The 22,043-nt window shown below is 73.5% G+C and carries 20 protein-coding genes; 12 read left to right on the top strand and 8 right to left on the bottom strand.

Going from position 1 to position 22,043, the window contains the following annotated elements; genetic code table 11:
• Positions 1–206: 206 nt before the first annotated feature.
• Positions 207–608: a VOC family protein gene (locus tag ACWD4P_RS28485; RefSeq protein ID WP_449781586.1), complete on the top strand. Its 402-nt coding sequence runs from the start codon at positions 207–209 to the stop codon at positions 606–608.
• On the opposite strand, the gene ACWD4P_RS28490 is transcribed toward ACWD4P_RS28485, so the two are convergent.
• The gene (locus ACWD4P_RS28490; RefSeq protein ID WP_449781587.1) at positions 569–1,018 is read right to left on the bottom strand and encodes a DUF6191 domain-containing protein; all 450 of its coding nucleotides are present in this window, start codon (positions 1,016–1,018) and stop codon (positions 569–571) included. The two genes, ACWD4P_RS28485 and ACWD4P_RS28490, sit on opposite strands and share 40 nt — an antisense overlap.
• A 200-nt stretch (positions 1,019–1,218) precedes the next feature.
• On the opposite strand from ACWD4P_RS28490, the gene ACWD4P_RS28495 reads away from it, so the two are divergent.
• The 4 genes from ACWD4P_RS28495 (at position 1,219) to ACWD4P_RS28510 (ending at position 7,346) form a co-directional block, all read left to right on the top strand.
• Positions 1,219–1,977, top strand: a complete 759-nt coding sequence (locus ACWD4P_RS28495) for a dienelactone hydrolase family protein (protein ID WP_449781588.1) — start codon at positions 1,219–1,221, stop codon at positions 1,975–1,977.
• Between the two features lie 185 nt (positions 1,978–2,162).
• Positions 2,163–3,092: an alpha/beta fold hydrolase gene (locus tag ACWD4P_RS28500; protein ID WP_449781589.1), complete on the top strand. Its 930-nt coding sequence runs from the start codon at positions 2,163–2,165 to the stop codon at positions 3,090–3,092.
• A 113-nt stretch (positions 3,093–3,205) separates the two neighbouring features.
• Positions 3,206–5,182: a serine/threonine-protein kinase gene (locus tag ACWD4P_RS28505; protein WP_449781590.1), complete on the top strand. Its 1,977-nt coding sequence runs from the start codon at positions 3,206–3,208 to the stop codon at positions 5,180–5,182.
• A 526-nt stretch (positions 5,183–5,708) separates the two neighbouring features.
• On the top strand, positions 5,709–7,346 hold the full coding sequence (locus ACWD4P_RS28510; RefSeq protein ID WP_449781591.1) for a M4 family metallopeptidase: 1,638 nt from the start codon (positions 5,709–5,711) through the stop codon (positions 7,344–7,346).
• Between the two features lie 314 nt (positions 7,347–7,660).
• Here ACWD4P_RS28510 and ACWD4P_RS28515 read toward each other — a convergent pair whose 3' ends face one another.
• On the bottom strand, positions 7,661–8,449 hold the full coding sequence (locus ACWD4P_RS28515) for a MerR family transcriptional regulator (RefSeq protein ID WP_449781592.1): 789 nt from the start codon (positions 8,447–8,449) through the stop codon (positions 7,661–7,663).
• A gap of 199 nt (positions 8,450–8,648) precedes the next feature.
• Between ACWD4P_RS28515 and ACWD4P_RS28520 the strand changes: the two genes are divergently transcribed.
• From ACWD4P_RS28520 to ACWD4P_RS28530, 3 genes are read left to right on the top strand one after another with little or no spacing between them, the layout of a single operon-like run.
• Positions 8,649–10,220, top strand: a complete 1,572-nt coding sequence (locus ACWD4P_RS28520; protein WP_449781593.1) for a flavin-containing monooxygenase — start codon at positions 8,649–8,651, stop codon at positions 10,218–10,220.
• Entirely contained in the window at positions 10,217–11,230 is a 1,014-nt protein-coding gene (locus ACWD4P_RS28525) for an alpha/beta fold hydrolase (RefSeq protein WP_449781594.1), read from the top strand. The genes ACWD4P_RS28520 and ACWD4P_RS28525 overlap by 4 nt, the downstream gene beginning before the upstream one ends.
• Positions 11,227–12,126: an SDR family oxidoreductase gene (locus tag ACWD4P_RS28530; protein ID WP_359821905.1), complete on the top strand. Its 900-nt coding sequence runs from the start codon at positions 11,227–11,229 to the stop codon at positions 12,124–12,126. The genes ACWD4P_RS28525 and ACWD4P_RS28530 overlap by 4 nt, the downstream gene beginning before the upstream one ends.
• A 72-nt stretch (positions 12,127–12,198) precedes the next feature.
• Here ACWD4P_RS28530 and ACWD4P_RS28535 read toward each other — a convergent pair whose 3' ends face one another.
• Entirely contained in the window at positions 12,199–13,554 is a 1,356-nt protein-coding gene (locus tag ACWD4P_RS28535; protein ID WP_449781595.1) for an aminotransferase-like domain-containing protein, read from the bottom strand.
• A 140-nt stretch (positions 13,555–13,694) separates the two neighbouring features.
• On the opposite strand from ACWD4P_RS28535, the gene ACWD4P_RS28540 reads away from it, so the two are divergent.
• Complete coding sequence (locus ACWD4P_RS28540; RefSeq protein WP_359821900.1) at positions 13,695–14,357, top strand: LysE family translocator; 663 nt, start codon at positions 13,695–13,697, stop codon at positions 14,355–14,357.
• Between the two features lie 66 nt (positions 14,358–14,423).
• Here ACWD4P_RS28540 and ACWD4P_RS28545 read toward each other — a convergent pair whose 3' ends face one another.
• The 4 genes from ACWD4P_RS28545 to ACWD4P_RS28560 form a co-directional block, all read right to left on the bottom strand.
• Positions 14,424–15,620 (bottom strand): serine hydrolase domain-containing protein, encoded by a 1,197-nt coding sequence (locus ACWD4P_RS28545; RefSeq protein WP_449781596.1) that lies wholly within the window; start codon positions 15,618–15,620, stop codon positions 14,424–14,426.
• A 56-nt stretch (positions 15,621–15,676) separates the two neighbouring features.
• Positions 15,677–16,612: a DUF6895 family protein gene (locus ACWD4P_RS28550; protein WP_359821896.1), complete on the bottom strand. Its 936-nt coding sequence runs from the start codon at positions 16,610–16,612 to the stop codon at positions 15,677–15,679.
• Entirely contained in the window at positions 16,609–17,361 is a 753-nt protein-coding gene (locus tag ACWD4P_RS28555; protein WP_449781597.1) for a hypothetical protein, read from the bottom strand. The genes ACWD4P_RS28550 and ACWD4P_RS28555 overlap by 4 nt, the downstream gene beginning before the upstream one ends.
• 65 nt (positions 17,362–17,426) lie before the next feature.
• Entirely contained in the window at positions 17,427–17,630 is a 204-nt protein-coding gene (locus ACWD4P_RS28560; protein WP_359821891.1) for a hypothetical protein, read from the bottom strand.
• A gap of 155 nt (positions 17,631–17,785) precedes the next feature.
• Between ACWD4P_RS28560 and ACWD4P_RS28565 the strand changes: the two genes are divergently transcribed.
• Together ACWD4P_RS28565 and ACWD4P_RS28570 are read left to right on the top strand one after the other, a co-directional pair.
• Positions 17,786–18,559: an SDR family NAD(P)-dependent oxidoreductase gene (locus ACWD4P_RS28565; protein WP_449781598.1), complete on the top strand. Its 774-nt coding sequence runs from the start codon at positions 17,786–17,788 to the stop codon at positions 18,557–18,559.
• A gap of 339 nt (positions 18,560–18,898) precedes the next feature.
• On the top strand, positions 18,899–20,743 hold the full coding sequence (locus tag ACWD4P_RS28570; protein ID WP_449781599.1) for an ABC transporter ATP-binding protein: 1,845 nt from the start codon (positions 18,899–18,901) through the stop codon (positions 20,741–20,743).
• 109 nt (positions 20,744–20,852) lie between these two features.
• Here the strand turns inward: ACWD4P_RS28570 and ACWD4P_RS28575 are convergent, their stop codons facing one another.
• Entirely contained in the window at positions 20,853–21,521 is a 669-nt protein-coding gene (locus tag ACWD4P_RS28575; protein WP_359821884.1) for a lysophospholipid acyltransferase family protein, read from the bottom strand.
• A 176-nt stretch (positions 21,522–21,697) separates the two neighbouring features.
• Between ACWD4P_RS28575 and ACWD4P_RS28580 the strand changes: the two genes are divergently transcribed.
• On the top strand, positions 21,698–21,910 hold the full coding sequence (locus ACWD4P_RS28580; protein ID WP_224282188.1) for an EF-hand domain-containing protein: 213 nt from the start codon (positions 21,698–21,700) through the stop codon (positions 21,908–21,910).
• The last annotated feature ends 133 nt before the right edge of the window (positions 21,911–22,043 follow it).

The raw sequence follows: 22,043 nt of genomic DNA on the forward strand, positions 1-22,043 counted from the left end.
CAGCTGACAGATTTCGAAATCTGTCAGCTGTCATCTGTCATCCGTCGCTCGTTCCCGCCGGCTCCGCCGCCGGGCCGGGTGCCCGTCCGACCTCGCCCGCCCCGGGCCTCCGGCGGGGTTCCGCCGCCCACGCTTCCTGACGATCCGTCCACGAACCTGTCGCACAGGATGGTTGGCTTCCGGCGGCATCGGCTATGGTCGCCGGCATGATCGATGCCACCATGCGGGTCCGGATCGCCCGTCCCTCGCGCGACATCGCGGCGGCCGAGCGCTTCTACATCGACGGCCTCGGCCTCGCCGTGCAGTGGCGCAGCACCGAGCGGGTGTCCGGCAAGCACGACCTGCTGATGGTCGGACCGGCGGGCGGCAGCTGGCACTTCGAGCTGACGCACGACCCGGAGCGGCCGTTGGAGCCGACCCCGACGGTCGACGACCTGTTCGTCGTCTACCTCGGTGCCCCGGCGGACGAGGCGCTGGTCGCCAGGCTGGAGGAGCTCGGCGGCACCCGGGTCGAGTCCCACAACCCGTACTGGGACGAGCACGGCGTGACGGTGGCCGACCCGGACGGCTACCGGTTGGTGCTCTGCTCCCGCACCTGGGGTGTTTGAGCCCCCGTCCCCTCGGGTGCCCGGCCGCCCGCGCCCGCGCCCGCGCCCGCGCCCGCGCCCGCGCCTGCGCCCGTGCCGCTACCCCCGTGCTGCGCGGGGCCGGGGCGCCCTTCCGCGGCCCCGCCGGGCAGCACCGCGACGCCCCGGTCCAGATCCACGCCGAACCGCGGCGGCGCTCCGGCCTGCGCGTCGTTCCGCAGTACGAGCTGATCCCGCTTCTGCTCCACCTGCACCTGCTTGCCCGGGCTGAACAGCGCGTGCAGTTCCTCGAGGCCGCCGGCGCCCAGCCCCGCCCCGGGCCCGCGCCGCCGCGGCCGGGACGAGGACTCGCCCTGGACCTGCCACATCGCCAGGAGCACCAGCCCCAGCACCGTCGCGACCGTCGCCGCCAGACCCACGATCAACCCCATGCCCGCTCAACGCGCCCACGGGGCCCGGGCGTTCCCCGCGGACGGACCCCGGAATCGCCCAGGAACCGCCCCGGACGCGCCCCGAACCGCCCCGGACGCGCCTCGGGCGCTCCGCGGGCGCAGTGCGACGGAAAGCACAGGGGCGGGGTGGCGGGTCACCGGATACGCTGCCGGTCGAACCGGAAGGAGCGCCCCTCACCATGCCCGTACGCGGAACCCTCGTGGACATCCCGACGGCGGACGGCATCGCCGACGCCTACCTCGCCCATCCCGACGACGGTCGGGCCCACCCGGGTGTCATCCTCTACATGGACGCCTTCGGGCTCCGGCCGCACCTGGAACGCATGGCCGACCGGCTGGCCTCGGCCGGGTACACCGTGCTCGTTCCCAACGTGTTCTACCGCGATGGCCGGGCACCGGTCGTCGAACTGCCGGAGCTCATCGACCTGGACCGGGCCGACGAACTCTTCGCCCGGATCGTCCCGTTGCTCGGCACGCTCACCCCGGAGGCGACCACCCGCGACGCGGACGCGTACCTGCGCTGGCTCGCCGAGTCGCCGCTGGTCCAGGACGGTCCGGTTGGCCTGACCGGCTACTGCCGCGGGGCGCTGCTGGCGCTGCGCACGGCCGCCAGCCACCCGGACCGGGTCGCCGTCGCGGCCGGGTTCCACGGCGGGAGCCTCGCCACCGACAGTCCGGACAGCCCGCACCTGGGCGCCGAACGGATCACCGCCGAGCTGTACTTCGGCCACGCGGACGAGGACCCGTCACTGCCGCCCGAGCAGATCGACCGGCTCGCCGAGGCCCTCACCGCCGCCGGTGTCCGGTACCGGGCGGAGGTCTACGCCGGCGCGCCGCACGGCTACACCCAGGCCGACACCAGCCGCTACGACGCGGCGGCCGCCGAGCGGCACTGGGAGGCGCTGCTCGGCCTGCTGGGGCGGGTCCTGCCGGTCTGAGGCCGACGGCCCGACCGGCCGCCGACCGGCCGCCGACCGGCCACCGACGGGCCACCGACGGGCCGCCGACCGGCCGCCGATGGGCCACCGACCTGCCACTGACCGGCCATCGACCGGCCAACGGGCCGGCTGACCTGTGACCGGCCCCGGGGGAGGGGCCGGTCGACAAGACCAGGGGGCGGCACATGAACACCATGCGGGGCGAGCGGGGGGCGCCACCCTCGGGGGAGGGCCTGCGGAGCGTCCAGGCGGCCGTCGCCCGGGCGCTCGGCGAGCACCTGCCCGGCGGTCTGCGCGCCGGTGAACTCGACCGTAGCGGAAGGGCGTTGCGCTGGGTGGAGGCCGGTCGGGGAGGTGTCGCGCCGGTGGTCCTGATCGCGGGCTGCGGCACCACGGCGCTCGGCTGGTCGGCCGTCCTGCCCGAACTCGCCCGGTACGGGAGGGTCGTGGCGTACGACCGGGCCGGTCTGGGGGCCAGCGAGCCCGAGTCGGGTGCCGCACCGACGGTGAGCGGCCAGCTCGCCGACCTGGCGGCCCTGGTCCGGCACCTGGGCGCGGGCCCGGCCCTCCTGGTGGGGCACAGCTGGGGTGCCCAGACGGCCCAACTCCTCGCTTGGGAAAGGCCGGAGCTGGTGGCCGGGCTGGTGCTGGTGGATCCGGCGCACGAGGACTTCCAGCCGCGGTCCATCGAGGTCGCCGAGGCCGTGCTGAACCGGCTGTGGCTGTACCGGGCCGCGCTGTCGCGGACGGTGCCGGGGCCGGGTGAGCCACTCGACCGGGCCGAGGCGGCCGTGATCGCCCACCGGCACCAGCGGCGGGCCGTCCTCGCCGAGCAGCGGTTGACCGTGGCCGCCGCCCCCGGGGTCCGGCGGCGCCGAGCCGGGGCCCCGCCGTTGGAGGCGCCGTTGGCGGTCCTGAGCGCGACCCGGGGTCTGCCCCGGGCGATGCGGGTCCACTGGACGGCCCTGCAGGCGGGCATCGCGAGCCGCGCCGTCCGGGGGACGCACGCCGAGGTCCACGGGGCCGGTCACGCCATTCAGGCGGACCGGCCCCGGGCCGTCGTCGAGGCCGTCCGAGAGGTCGCGGACCGGGCTCGATACTTTGGCGGAAACTGACGACTCATGGCCAATTCCTTTTCGGAACCGCACAGCTGAGGATGTGACACGCTCTGGCACACTGTGTGCCGACGACCCGTCGGGGCGGGGTCATGACATGGGGGAGCAGGGGTATGAGCGGCGTGGGCACCGTGCTCGGTGGGCGGTACGAGCTGATCGAGAGGATCGGCGGCGGAGCGATGGGCTCGGTCTGGAAGGCCGAGGACACCGTGCTGGCGCGGCGGGTCGCGGTCAAGATCCTCCGCTCGGAGCTGCTGGAGGACGACACCTCGGCCCAGCGCTTCCGCCGCGAGGCCCAGCTGGTGGCCGCCGTCGACCACCCCGGTGTGGTGGGCGTCCACGACTACGGCGAGAGCGGCGGGGGAGACGAGGAGCGCTGCGCCTACATCGTCATGGAGCTGATCGACGGCCGCCCGCTGGACCGGGTGCTCAAGGACACCGGGCCGATGACCGTCGAGCGCACCCTCGGACTGGTGGCCGGCGCCTTGGACGCGCTGCACGCGGCGCACCGGCGGGAGATCGTGCACCGGGACGTCAAGCCGTCCAACCTGATGGTGCGCGACGACGGGCGGGTGGCCGTCACCGACTTCGGCATCGCCCGGGCGCTCGCCAGCACCAAGCTCACGGCCCCGTTCGCGATCATCGGCACCGCGCTCTACATGTCCCCGGAGCAGGCCGAGGGCGCGGACCTCGGACCGGCCACCGACCTCTACTCGATCGGCGTGGTCTGCTACGAGCTACTGACGGGTGAGCCGCCGTACTCCGGTGACGGACCGCTCCAGATCGCGCTCAAGCACGTCAACCAGCCGGTGCCGGAACTGCCGGAGACCTTCCCGGGGCCGGTGCGGGCGCTGGTCGCCCGGGCGCTCGCCAAGAAGCCCGAGGAGCGGTACGCCGACGCCGCCGAGATGGCGGCGGCCGCCCGTGCGGCACTCGCGGGGGAGCACCCCGCGGCCCGGCCGGTGCTCCGGAAGACCGGACCGGCCGACAGCGGGACCGTCCGGCTCCGGCCCGGTACGGGTGCGGCGGCGAAGGGTACCGGGGCCCCGGGGGCCGAGGGCGCGGCGGCGGTACCGGCCGCGGCGGGGGTTGTGATGGCGCCCGCCGAGGGCGGAGCCCCGGCGCCGGACGAGGTCGCGAAGGTGGAGCCGCAGGCGCCGACCGAACCCGGCCGTCGGCGCTCGCGGCGCACCCTGCTGGTACCCGTCGTCGTTCCCGTCGTCATCTCGATGGGCACGGCGACCGTCCTGCTGATCGACCGCGGTGCGGGCGGCTCCGATGCGGCGCGGCCGCCCGCCGCCCAGCCGACGGTCGTGGTCACCGCGCCCGTGACCCCGGGTCGCGGCACGTCGGCGCCCGCGGTCACCACCGCACCCGCCGCCCCTGCGCCGACCGACACCCCGGCGGCCACCCCGGGCGCCGACCAGCCGACGCCGGGCGCGGCCCAGAACCCGCCGCAGGCCGCACTTCCCCCGGCCGCCGCACCGGGCGGCTCCGGCGCCGGCCGGACCGGCGGTACGGGCGCGGCGGCCGGAGGGGCGTCGGGAGGGGCGTCGGGAGGTCAGGCCAACCAGTCCGGCGGCGGCACCCAGCCCAACCAGCCCAACCCGCCCGCCAACCAGAACCCGCAGCCCCCGGCCCAGACCGCCGGCGGCACCGCCAACAGCCCGGAGGGCTCGAACAGGCCGCCGTCCTGCGAGGGGAGCAGCTGGACCACCATCGTCAGCGTGAAGGACGGCCGTGCGATCGGGCTGCGCGACGACAACCTGAAGGGCGACAACCCGATCGTGGTCGGTGGCCACGCGCAGTACGGCTGGGTGCGGTCGACCAACCCGGGTTCGTGGATCCTCTTCAACGCCTGCAACAACGGCGGTCCGATGATGGTCCAGACGATGGACCGGCAGGTGGTCCTGAACAGCGGGTTCAGCTTCCTCACCAACTGGACTGTCCGCAACGGAAGTTCCGCGGGCTCGTACACGCTCGGGGACTACCAGAACCAGAGCTGCATGACGAACAACGGCCCCGGCGGCGCCGTCACCATGGTCGCCTGCACCCCCGGCAACACCGCCCAGGAGTGGCGGTTCCAGTGAGGGAGCCCGCGGCGACCGCGCCGGGCAGATGGGCGGCGGGCCCCGAATAGCAGGACCTTCCGTGCCGGGCAAGGGGTTCGGGTGGCGGAACCTCGCCACCCCGGTGTCAAGGAACCGTAGGGAATCTTCTACACACATGTAAAAGTCGATCGAGGGTCGGTCGGCCCGGTGCGTCGGGTCGGCGAGCGCCGGGCGAATGCCCGTAGGCGCAGGCGGTCGGCCTTCGCCAGGGTCGTAGCGCCCGGCGGATTGCGGTGAATTGCCCCGGTTCGCCCGCCGATTGGAGGTTCTTTACCCAATGGCGGGACCTGGCCAATCAATGAAGCAGACCTGTCAATTCACCTGGCGGATTGTCATGCTTCTGGTCACCCCCCGGCGGTAGCCCCACCCCCACCCCATGGTGGCGAGCCGCTCGACTGCACGGGGTTCCCGCACGTCAGTGCCCGTCCCGCCCCACAGGTGCCGACCCGGCCCCCCGGGACGCGGCGCGACCGCGCCCAGCGCGGTTTTCCGGAAGGACTCGTACGTGAAGCGTAAGCTCGCGGCCGTCGCCGTACTCTCGGCCACGGCCCTGTTGACCGGCGTGATCCAGGTGAGCACCGCCGCCCAGGCCGCTCCCACCCCCTCGCTGCAGGCCCAGGCCGCCCAGCAGCACGCGACCGCGCTCAAGCTGGCGGCCGGTCAGGCCGGCCCGCTGGCCAAGGCGCTCAAGCTCGGCGACAAGGAGCAACTGGTCGCCAAGGACGCCGCGGTGGACAAGGACGGCACCCGCCACCTGCGCTTCGAGCGCACCTACGCGGGGCTGCCGGTGATCGGCGGCGACCTCGTCGTCCACCAGAAGGCCGACGGCTCCGTGAAGGCGGTCGACAAGGCGGTCGCCGCGCGGATCGCGCTGTCGAACCTGACCCCGAAGATCGCCGCCGACCAGGCGGCCGCGCAGGTCACCGGGACGGTCAAGGCCACGGTCGGGGTGGCCGCCGACGCCGACGAGTCCCCGCTCACCGAGGTGCGCCCGGCCGGCCAGGCCGAACTGGTGGTGTGGGCCTCCGACGGCAACCCCCGTCTGGCGTACCGCACCACGGTCGAGGGCACGCGCGCCGACGGCACCCCGAGCCGCCAGATCCTGGTCACCGACGCCGCGGACGGCCGGGTCCTCGCCACGCACGAGACGATCGAGACCGCGTCCGGCACCGGCAACGGCATCTTCGTCGGCCAGGTCCCGCTGACCACCACCCAGAGCGGCTCGCAGTACCAGCTGCGGGACGCGAGCCGCGGCGGCCAGTCCACCAGCGACCTCAACAACGGCACCGACGGGACCGGTTCGCTGTTCGCCAACACCAGCGACAGCTTCGGCGACGGAACCGTCAACAGCCGCGAATCCGCCGCCGTCGACGCCCAGTTCGGTGCCGCGACCACCTGGGACTTCTACAAGACGACCTTCGGCCGCAGCGGCATCCGCAACGACGGGGTCGGCGCGCTGAGCCGGGTGCACTACGGCTCCAACTACGTCAACGCCTTCTGGGACGACAGCTGCTTCTGCATGTCGTACGGCGACGGCAGCAACAACACCGCACCGCTCACCGAGATCGACGTGGCCGGCCACGAGATGAGCCACGGCGTCACCGCCGCGACCGCCAACCTCAACTACGCGGGCGAGTCCGGCGGCCTCAACGAGGCCACCTCGGACATCATGGGCACGATGGTCGAGTGGTACGCCAACCTGCCCTCCAACCCGCCGAACTACTGGATCGGCGAGCTGATCAACCTCAACGGCAACGGCACCCCGCTGCGCTACATGGACCAGCCGAGCAAGGACGGCGGCTCGGCGGACTACTGGGACGCGAACGTCGGCAACCTGGACGTGCACTACTCGTCCGGGGTGGCGAACCACTTCTTCTACCTGCTGTCCGAGGGCAGCGGCGCGAAGACGATCAACGGGTTCAGCTACAACAGCCCGACGTACGACAACTCCACGCTCGCGGGCATCGGCCGGGACAAGGCCGCGCAGATCTGGTACCGCGCGCTGACCACCTACTTCACCTCCACCACCGACTACGCGGGCGCCCGTGCGGGCACCCTCAGCGCGGCCGCGGACCTGTACGGGTCGGGCAGCGCGGAGTACAACGCGGTCGCCGCCTCCTGGACGGCGGTCAACGTCAACTGACGCCGCTCCCGGTCGACTTCGGGCATGAGGGAAGACCGGAGCCGAGCCGGGGCCGGGCCTGGTCCGATCGGGCCCGGGAGTGGTGTCGAGGGCCCCGCCGGGCCGTGGGTGCCGGCCGGCGGGGGAGTACGGCAGGGGCGACGGTGAGCGGACCACCGTCGCCCCTGCTGTGTGACGCCTGACGATACGTCAATTTCGGTTCTCGTGCAGCTTCCACTCCGATTCGCCGATCGGCGGCTGAGCGGGCGGGGCGCCGGCGGCACCCCTCGGCGTGCGGGCGGGGCGCGGGATTCCCCGCCCGCGCAGCGGCCCGGCTACGCCTCGGGACCGTTCTCCCGTCGCTGGCGCAGGAGTTCGGCGTACTCGACGTGCACCCGCCGGTCCATGGCCAGGGTGAACTGGGCGTCCGCGACGGTGCGCGCCAGCGGCCGCACCCGCATGATGCGCTCGGTGAGCCGGGCCGCCTCGCCGGGCGGCAGCGGGGTGTCGGCGGACAGTGCGCTGAGCAGGTGCTCGCTGACCACCTCGATGAAGACCTCGGCGATGGCGTCCACGTGCTCCCGGGTGCGCCGGCTCGCCTCCAGTACGGCCGAGAGCGGCACCCCCTCCGCCACCAGCTCGGTGGTGGCGTCCATCAGGCGCCGGCTCACGTGGGTGATGCCGTCCTCCTCGACGGTGATGTAGCCCTGGGCGATCGACTCGGCGGTGTTCTCCTCGGTGAGCTGGTCGCCGAAGACGGTCCTCAGCTCGTCCCAGTCCAGCCGGACCGGGGTCTCGTCGGACCACGGCGCCACGATCGCCGCTTCCAGCCCGATCAGCTCGGCGACGTCCCGCCCGCTCTCGCCGGCGCCGATCAGCTCGGCGATGCCGCCCAGGGTGTGGCCGCGGTCGAGTAGCTCGCCGATCATCCGCAGCCGGGCCAGGTGCTCCTCGCCGTACCAGGCGATGCGGCCCTCCTTGCGGGGTGGCTGGAGCAGTTTGCGCTCGCGGTAGAAGCGCAGGGTGCGGGTGGTGATGCCGGCCGCCTCGGCCAGTTCCTCCACCCGGTACTCGCGTTTTCTGTCGTCCGCAGCAGCTCTGACCTTGTCCACGGCGATCAGCATAGGACCGTCGGCCCGGAAGGCTCCCCGAACCGGAGCCGTCGCGCTTCTTCCATCCGGTGTCAGCAAGGGCTACCCTGCCAACCATGCCAGTGATTACTGGCGCGATTGGCAGGGTCCCGGAGGGCAGCCCACCGGGAGGTCCCGGGCACCGGCCCCGGGAGAGCGCGACGGTCACGTCCCACCCTCAGGAGGTTGCCGCATGGCATCCAGCAGCAAGCGCCCCCGCTCCGGCGCGTCCGCAGCGACCGGCACCAGCGCCGGGCAGGAGCCCGTCCCGCACGTCCGGGTGGCGGTGATCGGCTCCGGCTTCGGCGGCCTCGGCGCCGCGGTCCGACTGCGCCGCGCCGGGATCACCGACTTCGTCGTGCTGGAGCGGGCGGACTCGGTCGGCGGCACCTGGCGCGACAACAGCTACCCCGGCTGCGCCTGCGACGTGCCCTCGCACCTCTACTCCTTCTCCTTCGCGCCCAACCCCGACTGGCCGCGCAGCTTCTCCGGTCAGCCGGACATCCGCGCCTACCTGGAGAAGGTCGCCACCGTCTTCGGTCTCCGCCCGCACCTGCACTTCAACACCGAAGTGCTGGAGGCCCGTTGGGAGAGCGAGCAGACCCACTGGCGGATCACCACCTCGGCCGGCCAGTGGACCGCCGACGCCATCGTCTCCGCCGCCGGACCGCTCGCCGACCCGCAGATCCCCGACCTGCCCGGGCTGAGCGGCTTCCCCGGCAAGGTGTTCCACTCCTCCCGCTGGGACCACGACTTCGACCTGACCGGCAAGCGCGTCGCGATGGTCGGCACCGGCGCCTCCGCCGCCCAGATCATCCCGGCGATCCAGCCGAAGGCCGGCAAGCTGACGGTCTTCCAGCGCACCCCGGCCTGGGTGCTGCCACGCCGCGACCGCGAGATCACCCAGCTGGAGAAGTGGCTGCACGGCCGCCTGCCGGTCACCGCGAAGATCCGCCGCGGCACCCTCTTCGCGCTCCGCGAGATGCAGGTGGACGCGTTCGTGCGCCGCCCCGGACTGCTGCGCCTGGTCCAGCAGCTCGCCGAGCGCCACATCGCCCAGGGCGTCCCCGACCCGGAGCTGCGTGCCCGGCTCACCCCGGACTACCGGATCGGCTGCAAGCGCATCCTGCTCAGCAACACCTACTACCCGGCGCTCGCGGCGGCCAACACCGAGGTCGTCTCCTCCGGCCTGCGCGAACTGCGCGGCTCCACACTGGTCGCGGCCGACGGCAGCGAGCACGAGGTGGACGCCATCGTCTTCGGCACCGGCTTCCACGTCACCGACATGCCCATCGGCGCGCGGGTCTTCGGCGCCGACGGCACCAGCCTGGCGGAGGAGTGGAAGGACGGCATGGAGGCGCTGCGCGGTTCCACCGTGCACGGCTTCCCGAACCTCTTCTTCGTCATCGGGCCCAACACCGGCCTCGGCAACAGCTCGATGATCCTCATGATCGAGTCCCAACTCAACTACATGATCGACGCGTTGACCACGCTCGGATCGATCGGCGCCGCCGCGATGCAGCCCACCGCGCGGGCCCAGCGGCAGTGGAACCTCGAACTCCAGCACCGGATGGACCGCACGGTCTGGACCACCGGTGGCTGTCTCAGCTGGTACCTCGACCCGAACGGCAAGAACACCGTGCTCTGGCCCGGCTCCACCACCTCGTTCCGCCGGGCCACCCGCAAGGTCGACCTCGGCGAGTACGAGCTGATCATGCGCACCGCACCGGCTGCCACCCGGGCCGTCCAGGGGGTGTCCGCATGAGCGGCGTCCACCTGCCCGAGGAGTACGAGCCACCCGTTCCCGTCGAGGAGTCGAGCGTCCGCTCGGCGGACGGGATCCGGCTGCACGTCGAGGTGCACGGCCGACCCGGCGCGCCCACCGTGGTGCTCGCGCACGGCTGGACCTGCTCGACCGTCTTCTGGGCCCCGGTGATCCGCCGACTGGCCGACCGCTACCGGGTGGTCGTCTACGACCAGCGGGGCCACGGGCGCAGTGAGATCCCGCCGAGCCGGGCCCGCTACTCGACCCGGGCACTGGCCGAGGACCTGTCCGCCGTGCTCGCACGGACCGTCCCGGCGGGCGAGCGGGCCGTGCTGGCCGGGCACAGCATGGGCGGGATGACCATCATGGCCGCCGGCGGCCGCCCCGACGTCGCCGAACGGACCGCCGCGGCCGTCCTGATCTCCACCGGGCCGGGCGAGCTGGTGGCCGAACTCACCGTCCTGCCGCCCGCCGTACGGGCCCGGCGCCTGCGGCGCTTCCTCCACCGACAGCTCCTGCGCTCCCGGCTGCCGCTCGGGCCGGTCTCGCCGGCCAGCCGGGTGGCGCTCAAGTACGCGACCATGGGGCCCGGTTCGCCCGCCGGGCAGGTCGAGGCGACGGCCCGGATCGTGCACGCCTGCCCGACCGTCGTCCGCGCCAACTGGGCCGCGGTGCTGGACCGGCTGGACGTCCACGCCGGGCTGGCCCGGCTCGCCGCGCCCACGGCGGTGGTGGTCGGCACCGGCGACCGGCTGACCCCGCCGGTGCACGCTCACCGGATCGTCGCCGAACTCCAGGACCCTCAGGGGCTGTTGCTTCTGCCCGGGGTCGGCCACATGGCCCCGCTGGAGCGCCCGGCGGAGGTCGCCGCCGAGATCCACCGGATGGCCTCCGCGTTCCTGGCGGCCGCGCCTTCAGCTGAGCCTGCTCCTGTGTCTGCTCCTGCGCCTGCCACCGAGGTGCCTGCCGCCGTTACCGCTTCCGTCGACGAGAGGACCGCCGTCTCATGAACGCCATCCCGCCGTTGTCCGCGCAGGTCGTCGTCGTCACCGGGGCCGCGCGCGGCGTCGGGGCGTCGCTGGCCCGCAAGCTCGCCCGGCGCGGTGCCAAGGTGGCCCTGCTCGGACTGGAGCCGGAGGAGCTGAAGGCCGTCGCCGCCCAGTGCGGCCCGTCCGCGACGAGCTGGGAGGTCGACGTCACCGACCTCGAAGCGCTGGAGGACACCGCCCGGCGGATCAAGGAGCACTACGGGCGGATCGACACCGTCGTCGCCAACGCCGGGATCGCCATCGGCGGGCCGCTGGCCGACAGCGACCACAGGGCGTTCAGCCGGGTCATCGAGGTCAACCTGCTCGGCAGTGTGGCCACCGCGCGGGCCTTCCTGCCGGCGCTCACCGAGAGCCGCGGATACCTGCTGCAGATCGCCTCGCTCGCCGCGCTGACCCCCGCGCCGCTGATGAGCGCCTACTGCGCCAGCAAGTCAGGGGTGGAGGCCTTCGCCCACTCGATCCGCGCGGAGGTGGCGTACCAGGGGGTCAAGGTCGGTGTCGGGTACCTGAGTTGGACCGACACGGACATGGTGCGCGGGGCCGACGAGGATGCCGTGCTGCGGCAGATGCGCTCCGGGCTGCCGTGGCCGGCCAACAAGACCTACCCGCTGGAGCCCGCGGTGGAGCGGATCGTCGCCGGGATCGCCCGCCGCTCCGCCCACGTCTACGCGCAGGCCTGGCTGCGCGGCATGCAGCCGGTGCGCTGGCTGCTGCCGACCCTGATCTCGGTGGTCGGCTCCCGCGAGGTCGCCCGGCTCGCTCCCCAACTCGCCGCCACCGCCGCGAGCCGGCTGCGCGCCGTGGGCGCCGGAGGCGCGGCGGACACGGCGGTCCGGGGCGGCGGGAGCCGGAACTGACGGCTGGCGGGTGACAGCCGAAGGATGACAGATCACAGATAACAGCTGACAGATTTCAGAGTCTGTCAGCTGTCATCTGTCCGTCGTGTGTTGTTCGTCCGCCGACCCCGCCGACCCCGCCAGCTTCGCCAGCGTCTCCAGTGCCCGCCCCAGCACCGGCAGCGGCGGGGAGGCGAGTCCGACCCGGACGGCCGAGGGGGAGCGCCGGGGGTCGACGGCGAAGGCCGTCGCGGGCGTGACCGAGATTCCGGCCCGCGCCGCCCCGGCGACGAAGGTCTCCGCCCGTCGGCCGGCCGGCAGCTCCCACCAGAGGTAGTAGGAGCCCGGGTCGGACCGCAGCCGCCGGCCCGCCAGCACCTCGCGCGCCAGGAGCTGCCGGGCCGCCGCGTCGGCGCGCTTCGCCGCCTCCACCGCGGCCAGCGTGCCGTCCCCGATCCAGCGCACCGCCGCCTCCAGCGCGAAGCCGCTCGGCGTCCACCCGCCCGAGCGCAGTGCCCCCGCCACCCGCTCGCGCAGCGCCGCCGGCGCGACCGCGAACCCGGTGGTCAGCCCCGGGGCGAGCCGCTTGGAGAGGCTGTCCACGAGCACGGTGCGCTCCGGTGCGAGCGCGGCCAGCGGTACGGACCCGGGCCGCAGGAAGGACCAGACGGCGTCCTCGACCGCCGGCAGGTCGAGCCCTCGCAGCACCGCCGCGACCGCGACCGCCCGCTCGTGCGGCAGGCTCGTGCCGAGCGGGTTCTGCAGACGCGGTTGGACGTACACCGCGTGCAGCGGCCCGGCCCGGTGGGCGGCCGCCACGGCGTCCGGCAGCAGTCCGTGCCCGTCCACGGCCAGCGGCACCAGCGTGATGCCCAGGCGCTCCGCCACCGCCTTGACCACCGGATAGGTCAGCTCCTCCACGCCCAGTCGCCGGCCGGGCGGCACCAGCGCGGACAGCGCGCCGGCGATGGCCTGCCGCCCGTTGCCGGCGAACAGCAGGTCCTCCGCGTCGACCTGCCAGGAGTCGATCGACACCAGCCCCGCGAAGGCCCGCCGTGCGGCGCCCGTCCCGGCCGCGCCGACGGGACGTAGCGCCTCGCCCAGGGCGTCCGGCCGCAGCAGCGGTGCCAGCCCGCCCGCCAGCAGCGCGGCCTGCCCGGGGGCGGTGGGGTAGTTGAGCTCCAGGTCCACGGGGGTGGCGGCCGGTTCCGCCAGTGCCACCCGGGCGTCGTCCGGTGCGCGCCCGGCCCGTACGAAGGTTCCGCGTCCGACCTCCCCGACGGTGAGTCCGCGCCGGGCCAGTTCGCGGTACACGCGCCCCGCCGTGGAGTTGGCGATGCCCCGGCCGCGGGCGAAGGCGCGCTGGGTGGGCAGCTGCTGGCCGGGCCGCAGTCGCCCGTCCGCGATCTCGGCGGCGATCCGGTCGGCGATCAGGCGGTAGTCGTCCATTGCCGGTCGGCCCTCCAGGGGTTCCTCGTCATGGTCTTCCCGTCCTTCCGCCCGTACCCCCGTCGCCCGCGCCGTCCCATATTGCACCGAGGGCAAAGTCATCATTGCATCGACCTGGCGGCCCGCCCTAGCCTCCTCGTATGGACGCGTTGACATCCGCCGTGGACGGCCGGGCCGTGCTCGGGATCGCCGCCGTGGCCCTGGGCATGGTGCTGTCGCCCGGGCCCAACATGATCTACCTGGTGTCCCGCTCGATCGCGCAGGGCCGCCGCGCCGGGCTGGTCTCGCTGGTCGGGGTCGCTGCCGGGTTCCTGGTCTACCTGGCCGCGGTGACGGCCGGGGTGGCCGCGGTCTTCTCGGTGGTGCCCGTCCTCTACACCGCGATCAAGCTGGCCGGTGCCGGCTACCTGCTCTGGCTCGCCTGGAAGGCCGTCAAGCCGGGCGGTACGGCGGTCTTCGCGCCCCAGCAGCTCCCGCCGGACCCGCCGCGCCGCCTGTTCACGATGGGTTTCCTGACCTGCCTGCTCAACCCCAAGATCGCCATCATGTACATCTCGCTGCTGCCCCAGTTCGTGGTCCCGGAGCGCGGTCACGTCGCCGTGCAGAGCCTGCTGCTGGGCCTGACCCAGATCGCCGTCGCGATCACCGTCAACGGCCTGATCGCGGTGAGCGCGGGCGGCATAGCGGCCTTCCTCAACCGCCGGCCCGGCTGGTTGCGGATCCAGCGCTACGTGATGGGCACCGTCCTCGCCGGACTCGCCGTGCACATCGCCGCCGACCGGGCCAAGGCCGTCGCCGTCTAGCGCGGACCGGCCACCGGAACCGACCGGCTGCTGCCGGACCTGGCCCCGGGGACCGGCCCCGCCCGGCTACTGGCAGCGACTGGCGACCCGCAGCACCTCGTACCCGGCCTGGACGAAGCGGCCGTCCAGCGCCGGAGCGGTGTTGGCCACCGCCGCGACGGCCGCCGATCCCTCCGGGGAGAACCCCACGAAGGCGGTGAACCCGCGGGTGCCACCGCTGTGGAAGTAGAGGTCCCGGTCGCCCGAGCGGCGGTGCATCCACACCAGGCCGATCCGGTCGGTGGAGTGCGGAAGCCGCAACCGCAGCCGCTGGACGTCCCGCAGGGCGGCTCCCAGCCCGTCGCCCGGGTCTGCGGCGGGTTCTCCGGCGGGGTTCGGCGCCGGGCCGGATCCCGGGGCCGCCGCCGTGCCGCCGTCCAGGTGGGCCCGGAGGTAGCGCAGCAGGTCCGCCCCGTCGGCCCGGACCGCGCCGGCTCCCGGCAGTCCGGGAATCCGCCAGGGCGGGAGCGCCCGTCCGCGGCGGTACCCGGTCGCCCGCCCCGGTGGATCCGGGGCGCAGGTCGTGGCGTGCAGGCCCAAGGGCCGGCAGATCCGTTCGGCGAGCAGATCGCCGTAGGGCATCCCGCCGGTCTCGGCGAGCAGCCGTCCGAGCAGGCCGACCCCGTAGTTGGAGTACCCGTAGCGGCTACCGGGCGTTCCACGTACCGTGGTTCGGGCCAGAGACTCCCGCAACTGCTCGTCGCCGTACGTCTCGTACGGGTTGCTGAACCAGGCCGGAACGGCCTTGGCGAGCAGCCCCGGGGGGAGCCCGGGCAGGCCCGAGGTGTGGGTGGCCAGGTGCAGCAGTCGGATGGGTTCCGCCGAACGGACCTTCGCCGCGCGCCAGCGGTGCGGCAGCCGGTCCTCGACCGGGTCGTCCAGGGCGAGTTCACCGCGCGAGGCCATCTCCGCGAGCAGCAGGGCGGTGAACGTCTTGCTGACGGAGCCGAGTTCGAAGACGGTGCCGGGTGTGCAGGGCGCGGCGCCCGGGCTCCGTCCGGTCCGTCCGAAGCAGCGCACCTCGGCCCGGTCCCCGTGGACCAGGGCGATCGTCACGGCGGTGGCGTAGGGCCGGGCCGCCCGGACCGCCGCCGCGACGGCGGCGTCCAGACGGCTGGCGTCCGGGCGGTTGGCGTTCGAGCGGCTGACGTTCGGGCGGTTGGCGTCCGGGTGGCTCGTATCCGGGCCGTGCGAGGTCGGGCCGCTCGCGTTCGGGCCGATCATGCCCAGAAGCTCCGTGTCTGCCCTGCTCGCGCCGTGCCCGTTCGCGTCGGCCCGGCTCAAGAGGCCACCGGTGTGCCGCCGAGCGCCCGGGAGAGCGTGACGGTTGCCGCCACGACCCCGACCACCGCGGTGTGGCAGTGCTGGCGGAAGTCCTCCTCCGGGTCGTCGTTGTCGGGTGCGGAGCCCTCGCACTTGATCATGCCGTCGGCCTGCTGGGCCGCGGTCAGCGCGTCCCAGCCGGTCCGGCCGGTGACCGGTTCCCCGATGCACGAGTCCACGATGAGCAGTTCACCGGCGAGGTCCCACTGCTCGATCTCCAGCCAGATGTCGAGCCAGACCGGCAGCCAGTCGCGCAGGTAGTCGCGCATCGGCTCGGGCAGGCACTCGGGCCGGGCGCCCCAGTCGGTGAGGTGGAAGACGGTGTGGGTGACCTGGTAGGCGATCACCCAGGCGATGGTCCAGGGTTCGGGGAGGGCGCCGAGCCAGGTGTTCCGGGCCAGTCGGGGCCAGTCCGGCTGCGGTTCGAGGCCCGAGATCCGCCGGGCGTTGGCGAGGGCGAGGTGGCGGCTGCCCTGGATCTCGACGGCGTGCACGGCTCGGAGCCGGCCGATCGAGGTGAGCAACTCCTCCATGGCGGCGTGGCGGTAGCCGGACCGCGCGAAGTGGCCGTACGTCTCCAGCGGGTCGACGAGGGTGACGTGCCGCAACTGGCGTTCGAGCAGCAGGTCGCCCTCGCCCAGCTGGCCCCAGGCGGCTTCGAGGAGTTCACGCGCGAGGCGGGCGTCGTGCGGGCCGGTGACGCCGTCGCGCAGGACCAGGGAGGAGGCCAACGCGGCCTCGCAGAGCGGCTTGTAGACGTCTTCGGGGTCGGCCAGGTCGACGATGGTGCTTTCGTCGAGTCGGCTGTAACCGCGCTGGTAGCCGTCGTGCAGCCAGGCCAGTGAGCGGGAGCCGAGCTGTTGGGCGGTGGCGAGCACCTCGGTGTCCGTCATCTCGTCACCCCGTTCGGGCCGTTCGTGTCGTCCGGGCTGCCGACGCCGGTCGATATGGTCAACAGGCGCTGGGCGATGGCGAGTTCGAGGGAGGACCGGGCCGTTCCGTCGCCGGCCAGCCGGATCCGGTCCAGGACGGGTTCGAGCTCCAGTCGCAGCGTCCGGCCGTCGGCCCGGGCCCACGCGAGCCACCGGGCGAGCCGGACGGCGGTGGTGGGGTCGCGGCGGAGCATGCTGCGGACGGCCCCGCGGGCGAGGTCCAGGGTGTTCGCGCGGGCGGCGTCGTGCATCGGGCCGTCCATCGTGGGCAGTGCCAGCGAGGAGAGCTGCGCCATCCGCTTCGACCACGCCTGCCAGCCGACGTCCTCCGGGCCGGACAGCGGGGCGGGCGGCGGGACGGCGGCCCCGTACGGAGTGCGGGCGAGCAGCAGGCCGGCCGCCCAGTCCTGCCATCCGATCACCAGTGCGGCCTCCTGGGAGGAGGGGACGGGTGCGGGGAAGGCCACGCGTGCCTCGGCCAGCAGGGCGGCGGTGGTGCCGTCGGGCTCCGCGCCGGTGAGCAGCTGCGGTGCGAAGAGGTCCGCACCCAGCACCCGTACCGCGGCCAGCAGCGGGCGGGGCACGAGGCTGTCGGGGTCCGCGAGTGCGGCCGTGCCCTCGCCGTCCCGGAGGACGGCGAGGGTCCGGTCCGCCACCCGCTCGACCGCCGCGGCGTACTCGTCACGGAGAGGGGTCTCGGCGGTTGGCATGGTGATCGGGTCCCCCTTCAGGAGGGTTGGTCACGGGCGCGAGGCCCGACAGTGGAGGGGTCGACCTACCGGGTCGGCTTCTCCTTGGGGCCCTTCGGCGAGAGGAGCAGCAGGGCGGCGAGCAGCACCGCGCCGGCGGCCTCGGGCAGGTACGTGGGCGCGTCGGACACGACGGCCTCGTCCTCCACCATCAGGCTCGCGAGTGTCTCGGCTTCCAGCGTCGCGCTGTGTGACGTCGAAGCCGTTTCGGTCCGGAACTGAGTAAGCATCAGATGTGCCTCCTCAAATGGATTTCACCGCCCGGTCGGACGATGCCCCTGTTCGACATTACGAGCACCCCCGGGGACCTGCATCCGCAGTGCGCTGAGCTGCGGCATTGCCCTGGATGTGGGCCCGGGTGCGAGGAGTCGGTACGGTCGGGGGCATGACCACAGCCTTGATCACCGGCGCGACCGCCGGCATCGGAGCCGCCTTCGCCCGCCGGCTCGCCCGCAGCGGCTACCGGCTCGTCCTGGTGGCCCGAGACACCGAGCGCCTGGAGCGCGCCGCGGCCGACCTGCACGGCAGGTACGGCATCGAGGCGGAGGTGCTGACCGCCGACCTCGCGACCGACGAGGGCATCGGCGCCGTGGAGGGCCGGCTCTCCGACTCCGCCCGCCCGGTGGACCTCCTGGTCAACAACGCCGGCTTCGGCAACAAGGGTGCCTTCGGGACCGTCCCGCTCGACGACGAGCTGGCCATGCTGAAGGTGCACATCGAGGCGATCCTGCGGCTGACCACGGCCGCCCTGCCCGGGATGCGGGAGCGCGGGCGCGGGGCGATCGTCAACGTCGCCTCGGTGGCGGCCTTCCTGCCGCGCGGCACGTACGGAGCGAGCAAGGCCTGGGTGGTCAGCTTCACCCAGGGAGTGCTGCGCGACCTCGGCGGGACGGGCGTGCGGATGATGGCGCTGTGTCCGGGCTTCACCCGGACCGAGTTCCACGAGCGCGCGGGCATGGGCACCGGCAACATCCCGTCCTGGTCCTGGCTCTCCGCCGAGCGGGTGGTGGACGAGGCGATGCGCGACCTGGCCCGGGGCCGGTCCGTGTCCGTGCCGGGCAAGCGGTACAAGGCGGCCGTGGCGATCGCCCGGGCGCTGCCCTCCGGCAAGCTCGGCGGGCTCTCCTCGAAGGCCGCGCGGACCTACCGGACCAACTGAGGGCCGGGGCGGTCGGGCCACGGCGGTCGGCTGCGGGAGGGCGGCCCCGGGCGCTGGGCGCTGGGCGCCGGGCGTCGGGCGTCGGACGTCGGACGTCGGACGTCGGACGTCGGACGTCGGACGTCGGACGTCGGACGTCGGGCGGGGCGGTGAGGGCGTCGGGCGGGGCGGTGAGGGCGTCGGGCGGGGCGGTGAGGGCCGGGGGTGGGGCGTCGGCGAGGGTCGCGGGCGAGGAATAGAGTCGCCCTCACTATTAGCTTGTCTAACAATGAGCTACCCTCGCTATGCTGACCCCAGCCCGACCGCCCGCCCGACCGTCCCACCCAGGGAGGCCCGTCCTTGAGGCCCACCACCATCGACTGGACCCCGCCCGAGCGCGCCGCGGGCGAATCCCGCCCGCCGGCCGAGTGGCGCCGCATCCTCGCGCTCTTCCGCCCGTACCGGGGCCGCCTGGCCGTCGTCGGGCTGCTGGTCGCCGCCTCGGCCGTGGTCTCGGTCGTCTCGCCCTTCCTGCTCAGGGCCGTCCTGGACACCGCCATCCCGCAGGGCCGCACCGGGCTGCTCAGCCTGCTCGCGCTCGGGATGATCCTCACCGCCGTGGTGAACAGCATCTTCAACGTGCTCCAGACGCTGATCTCCACCACCGTCGGCCAGCGCGTGATGCACGACCTGCGCACCGCCGTCTACGGCCACCTCCAGCGGCAGTCCCTGGCCTTCTTCACCCGCACCCGCACCGGCGAGGTGCAGTCCCGGATCGCCAACGACATCGGCGGCATGCAGTCCACGGTGACCTCCACCGCGACCAGCCTGGTCTCCAACCTGACCGCGGTGGTCGCCTCCGTCGTCGCCATGGTCGCACTGGACTGGCGGCTGACCGTCGTCTCGCTGCTGCTGCTCCCGCTGTTCGTGTGGATCAGCCGCAGGGTCGGCCAGGAGCGCAAGAAGATCACCACCGAGCGGCAGAAGCAGCTGGCCGCGATGAGCTCGGCGGTCCAGGAGTCGCTCTCGGTCAGCGGCATCCTGCTGGGCCGCACGATGGGCCGCTCCGGCTCGCTCGCCCGGGAGTTCACCGAGCAGTCCGACCGGCTGGCGGGCCTGGAAGTGCAGGCCAGCATGGCCGGGCGCTGGCGGATGAACACCATCCAGATCGTGATGGCCGCGATGCCCGCACTGATCTACTGGGCGGCCGGACTGACCTCCGCCGCGGGCGCGCCGATCGTCTCGGTCGGCACCCTGGTCGCCTTCGTGACCCTCCAGCAGGGCCTCTTCCGCCCGACCGTCAGCCTGCTCTCCACCGGCGTGGACGTGCAGACCTCGCTCGCGCTCTTCCAGCGCATCTTCGAGTACCTCGACCTGCCGGTGGAGATCGAGGAACCGGCCGAGCCGGTCACCCTGACCGACCTGCGCGGAGAAGTCCGCTTCAAGGACGTCGACTTCCGCTACGACCCGGCACAGGAGCGCCCGACCCTGTCGGGCGTCGACCTCACCGTCCCGGCCGGGAGTTCACTGGCCGTGGTCGGCGAGACCGGCTCGGGCAAGACCACCCTCAGCTACCTCGTGCCGCGGCTGTACGACGTGACCGGCGGACTGGTCACCCTGGACGGCGTGGACGTGCGCGAGCTGTCCTTCGACACCCTGTCCCGCGCGGTCGGCGTGGTCTCCCAGGAGACCTACCTCTTCCACGCCTCGGTCGCCGAGAACCTGCGCTTCGCCAAGCCCGGCGCCAGCGACGCCGAACTCGTCGAGGCCGCGCGGGCCGCACAGGTCCACGACACCATCGCCGCCCTCCCGGACGGCTACGACACCCTCGTCGGCGAGCGCGGCTACCGCTTCTCCGGCGGCGAGAAGCAGCGCCTCGCGCTCGCCCGGACGATCCTGCGCAACCCGCCGGTGCTCATCCTCGACGAGGCCACCAGCGCGCTCGACAACCGCACCGAGCACGCCGTCCAGCAGGCCGTGGACGCCCTGGCTGTCGGCCGCACCACCATCACCATCGCGCACCGGCTCTCCACCGTCCGCACCGCCGACCAGATAGCCGTGCTGGACCACGGCGAGGTGGTCGAACTCGGCACCCACGAGGAGCTGGTGGCACTGGACGGCCGGTACGCGGCGCTGCTGCGCCGGGAGGTGCCGGAGGCCGCCGGGCGGCCCGAGCCGTCGGCCGTGGCGGCCGAGCCCGTCTGACCGGCCGGACGGTCCGACGGGCCGGGCGGCTGGGCGGCTGGGCGGTGGGGCGGTCGGGACAGCCGAGGCGGCAGGGCGGCAGGGTGGCCTCGGGCTGAGCGGAGGGCGGTCAGGCGGCCTTCGGGACCTCGTTGTAGCTCTCCGCGACCTCCTGGCCGGAGAGCCGCTGGATGGCCGCCATCACCTCGTCGGTGACCTGCCGGCGGGCCTTCAGCGAACGGGCCTGCCCGTGCAGCTCGTCGAAGTGCAGCGGCTCGCCGAAGCGGACCGTCACCTTCTTCAGCCGCGGCACCCGCTTGCCCACCGGCAGGATCTGCTCCGGGCCCTCCAGCGCCACCGGGACCACCGGCACGCCCGCGGTCAGCGCCAGCCAGGCGACGCCCGTCTTGCCCCGGTAGAGCCGGCCGTCCAGGGAACGGGTGCCCTCGGGGTAGATACCGAACGCCTTGCCGCTCTCCAGGATCTCCAGCGCCGACTCCAGCGAGGCCTGAGCGGAACGGTAGGTGCCGCGCTCGACCGGCACGGCCCCGATGGCCTCGAAGAAGCCCTTGGAGAGCCGGCCCTTGAGCCCGGTGCCGGTGAAGTACTCGGCCTTGGCGAGGAAGTGGACCCGGCGCGGGGCGGTCAGCGGGATCACCACGCTGTCGATGAAGGACAGGTGGTTGCTGGCCAGGATCACCCCGCCCTTGCGCGGCACGTTCTCGATTCCCTCGATGACCGGCCGCCAGATCCCCCGCGAGACCGGTTTCAGCACCAACTTGGTGGCGAGGTCGAGCACGATTCCCTCCCTGGACGAACGAACGCCCGGGAGGAGCCCGGGCCTGCAATCAGATCCGCAGACTACGACACCGACCCCCGCGCACGTCCACTCCCGACGACCGTGGCGCACGCCACGGCCGGGTAGGGTACGGCCGTCCGAACCGAGCGACACCCCGCAGTACCCAGGAGGGCACGATGGAGACCACCGAGGCGATCAAGGCCTTTTTCGACCGCTTCGACAAGGACGGCGACGGTAAGATCACCGCGGCCGAGTACGCCCTGGCCGCCAACGAGATGGGCGACCACGACGTCACCCTCTCGATGGCCGAGGCGCTGATCCACAGCATGGACACCAACCACGACGGCGTGCTGACCTTCGAGGAGTTCCTGGCTGCCCGCCAGCGCTGATCCCGCCCCGGGTCCGCTCCGGGCCGCTGTCGAGCCTGCTCCGGACCTGCGTCGACGGGGCCGGTCGCCGTACCGGCGGCGCCGGCCCCGTGCGCCGGCCCCGTGCGGAGCCTGTTCCCGTGCGCCGGCCCCG

The organism is Kitasatospora sp. NPDC002543, assembly GCF_053594915.1.

Bases quoted from the DNA above. Each gene is read 5' to 3' on its own strand.
- ACWD4P_RS28485 (WP_449781586.1), top strand. From the start codon at position 207: ATGATCGATGCCACCATGCGGGTCCGGATCGCCCGTCCCTCGCGCGAC.
- ACWD4P_RS28490 (WP_449781587.1), bottom strand. From the start codon at position 1,018: ATGGGGTTGATCGTGGGTCTGGCGGCGACGGTCGCGACGGTGCTGGGG.
- ACWD4P_RS28495 (WP_449781588.1), top strand. From the start codon at position 1,219: ATGCCCGTACGCGGAACCCTCGTGGACATCCCGACGGCGGACGGCATC.
- ACWD4P_RS28500 (WP_449781589.1), top strand. From the start codon at position 2,163: ATGAACACCATGCGGGGCGAGCGGGGGGCGCCACCCTCGGGGGAGGGC.
- ACWD4P_RS28505 (WP_449781590.1), top strand. From the start codon at position 3,206: ATGAGCGGCGTGGGCACCGTGCTCGGTGGGCGGTACGAGCTGATCGAG.
- ACWD4P_RS28515 (WP_449781592.1), bottom strand. From the start codon at position 8,449: ATGCTGATCGCCGTGGACAAGGTCAGAGCTGCTGCGGACGACAGAAAA.
- ACWD4P_RS28520 (WP_449781593.1), top strand. From the start codon at position 8,649: ATGGCATCCAGCAGCAAGCGCCCCCGCTCCGGCGCGTCCGCAGCGACC.
- ACWD4P_RS28525 (WP_449781594.1), top strand. From the start codon at position 10,217: ATGAGCGGCGTCCACCTGCCCGAGGAGTACGAGCCACCCGTTCCCGTC.
- ACWD4P_RS28530 (WP_359821905.1), top strand. From the start codon at position 11,227: ATGAACGCCATCCCGCCGTTGTCCGCGCAGGTCGTCGTCGTCACCGGG.
- ACWD4P_RS28535 (WP_449781595.1), bottom strand. From the start codon at position 13,554: ATGGACGACTACCGCCTGATCGCCGACCGGATCGCCGCCGAGATCGCG.
- ACWD4P_RS28540 (WP_359821900.1), top strand. From the start codon at position 13,695: ATGGACGCGTTGACATCCGCCGTGGACGGCCGGGCCGTGCTCGGGATC.
- ACWD4P_RS28545 (WP_449781596.1), bottom strand. From the start codon at position 15,620: ATGATCGGCCCGAACGCGAGCGGCCCGACCTCGCACGGCCCGGATACG.
- ACWD4P_RS28550 (WP_359821896.1), bottom strand. From the start codon at position 16,612: ATGACGGACACCGAGGTGCTCGCCACCGCCCAACAGCTCGGCTCCCGC.
- ACWD4P_RS28555 (WP_449781597.1), bottom strand. From the start codon at position 17,361: ATGCCAACCGCCGAGACCCCTCTCCGTGACGAGTACGCCGCGGCGGTC.
- ACWD4P_RS28560 (WP_359821891.1), bottom strand. From the start codon at position 17,630: ATGCTTACTCAGTTCCGGACCGAAACGGCTTCGACGTCACACAGCGCG.
- ACWD4P_RS28565 (WP_449781598.1), top strand. From the start codon at position 17,786: ATGACCACAGCCTTGATCACCGGCGCGACCGCCGGCATCGGAGCCGCC.
- ACWD4P_RS28580 (WP_224282188.1), top strand. From the start codon at position 21,698: ATGGAGACCACCGAGGCGATCAAGGCCTTTTTCGACCGCTTCGACAAG.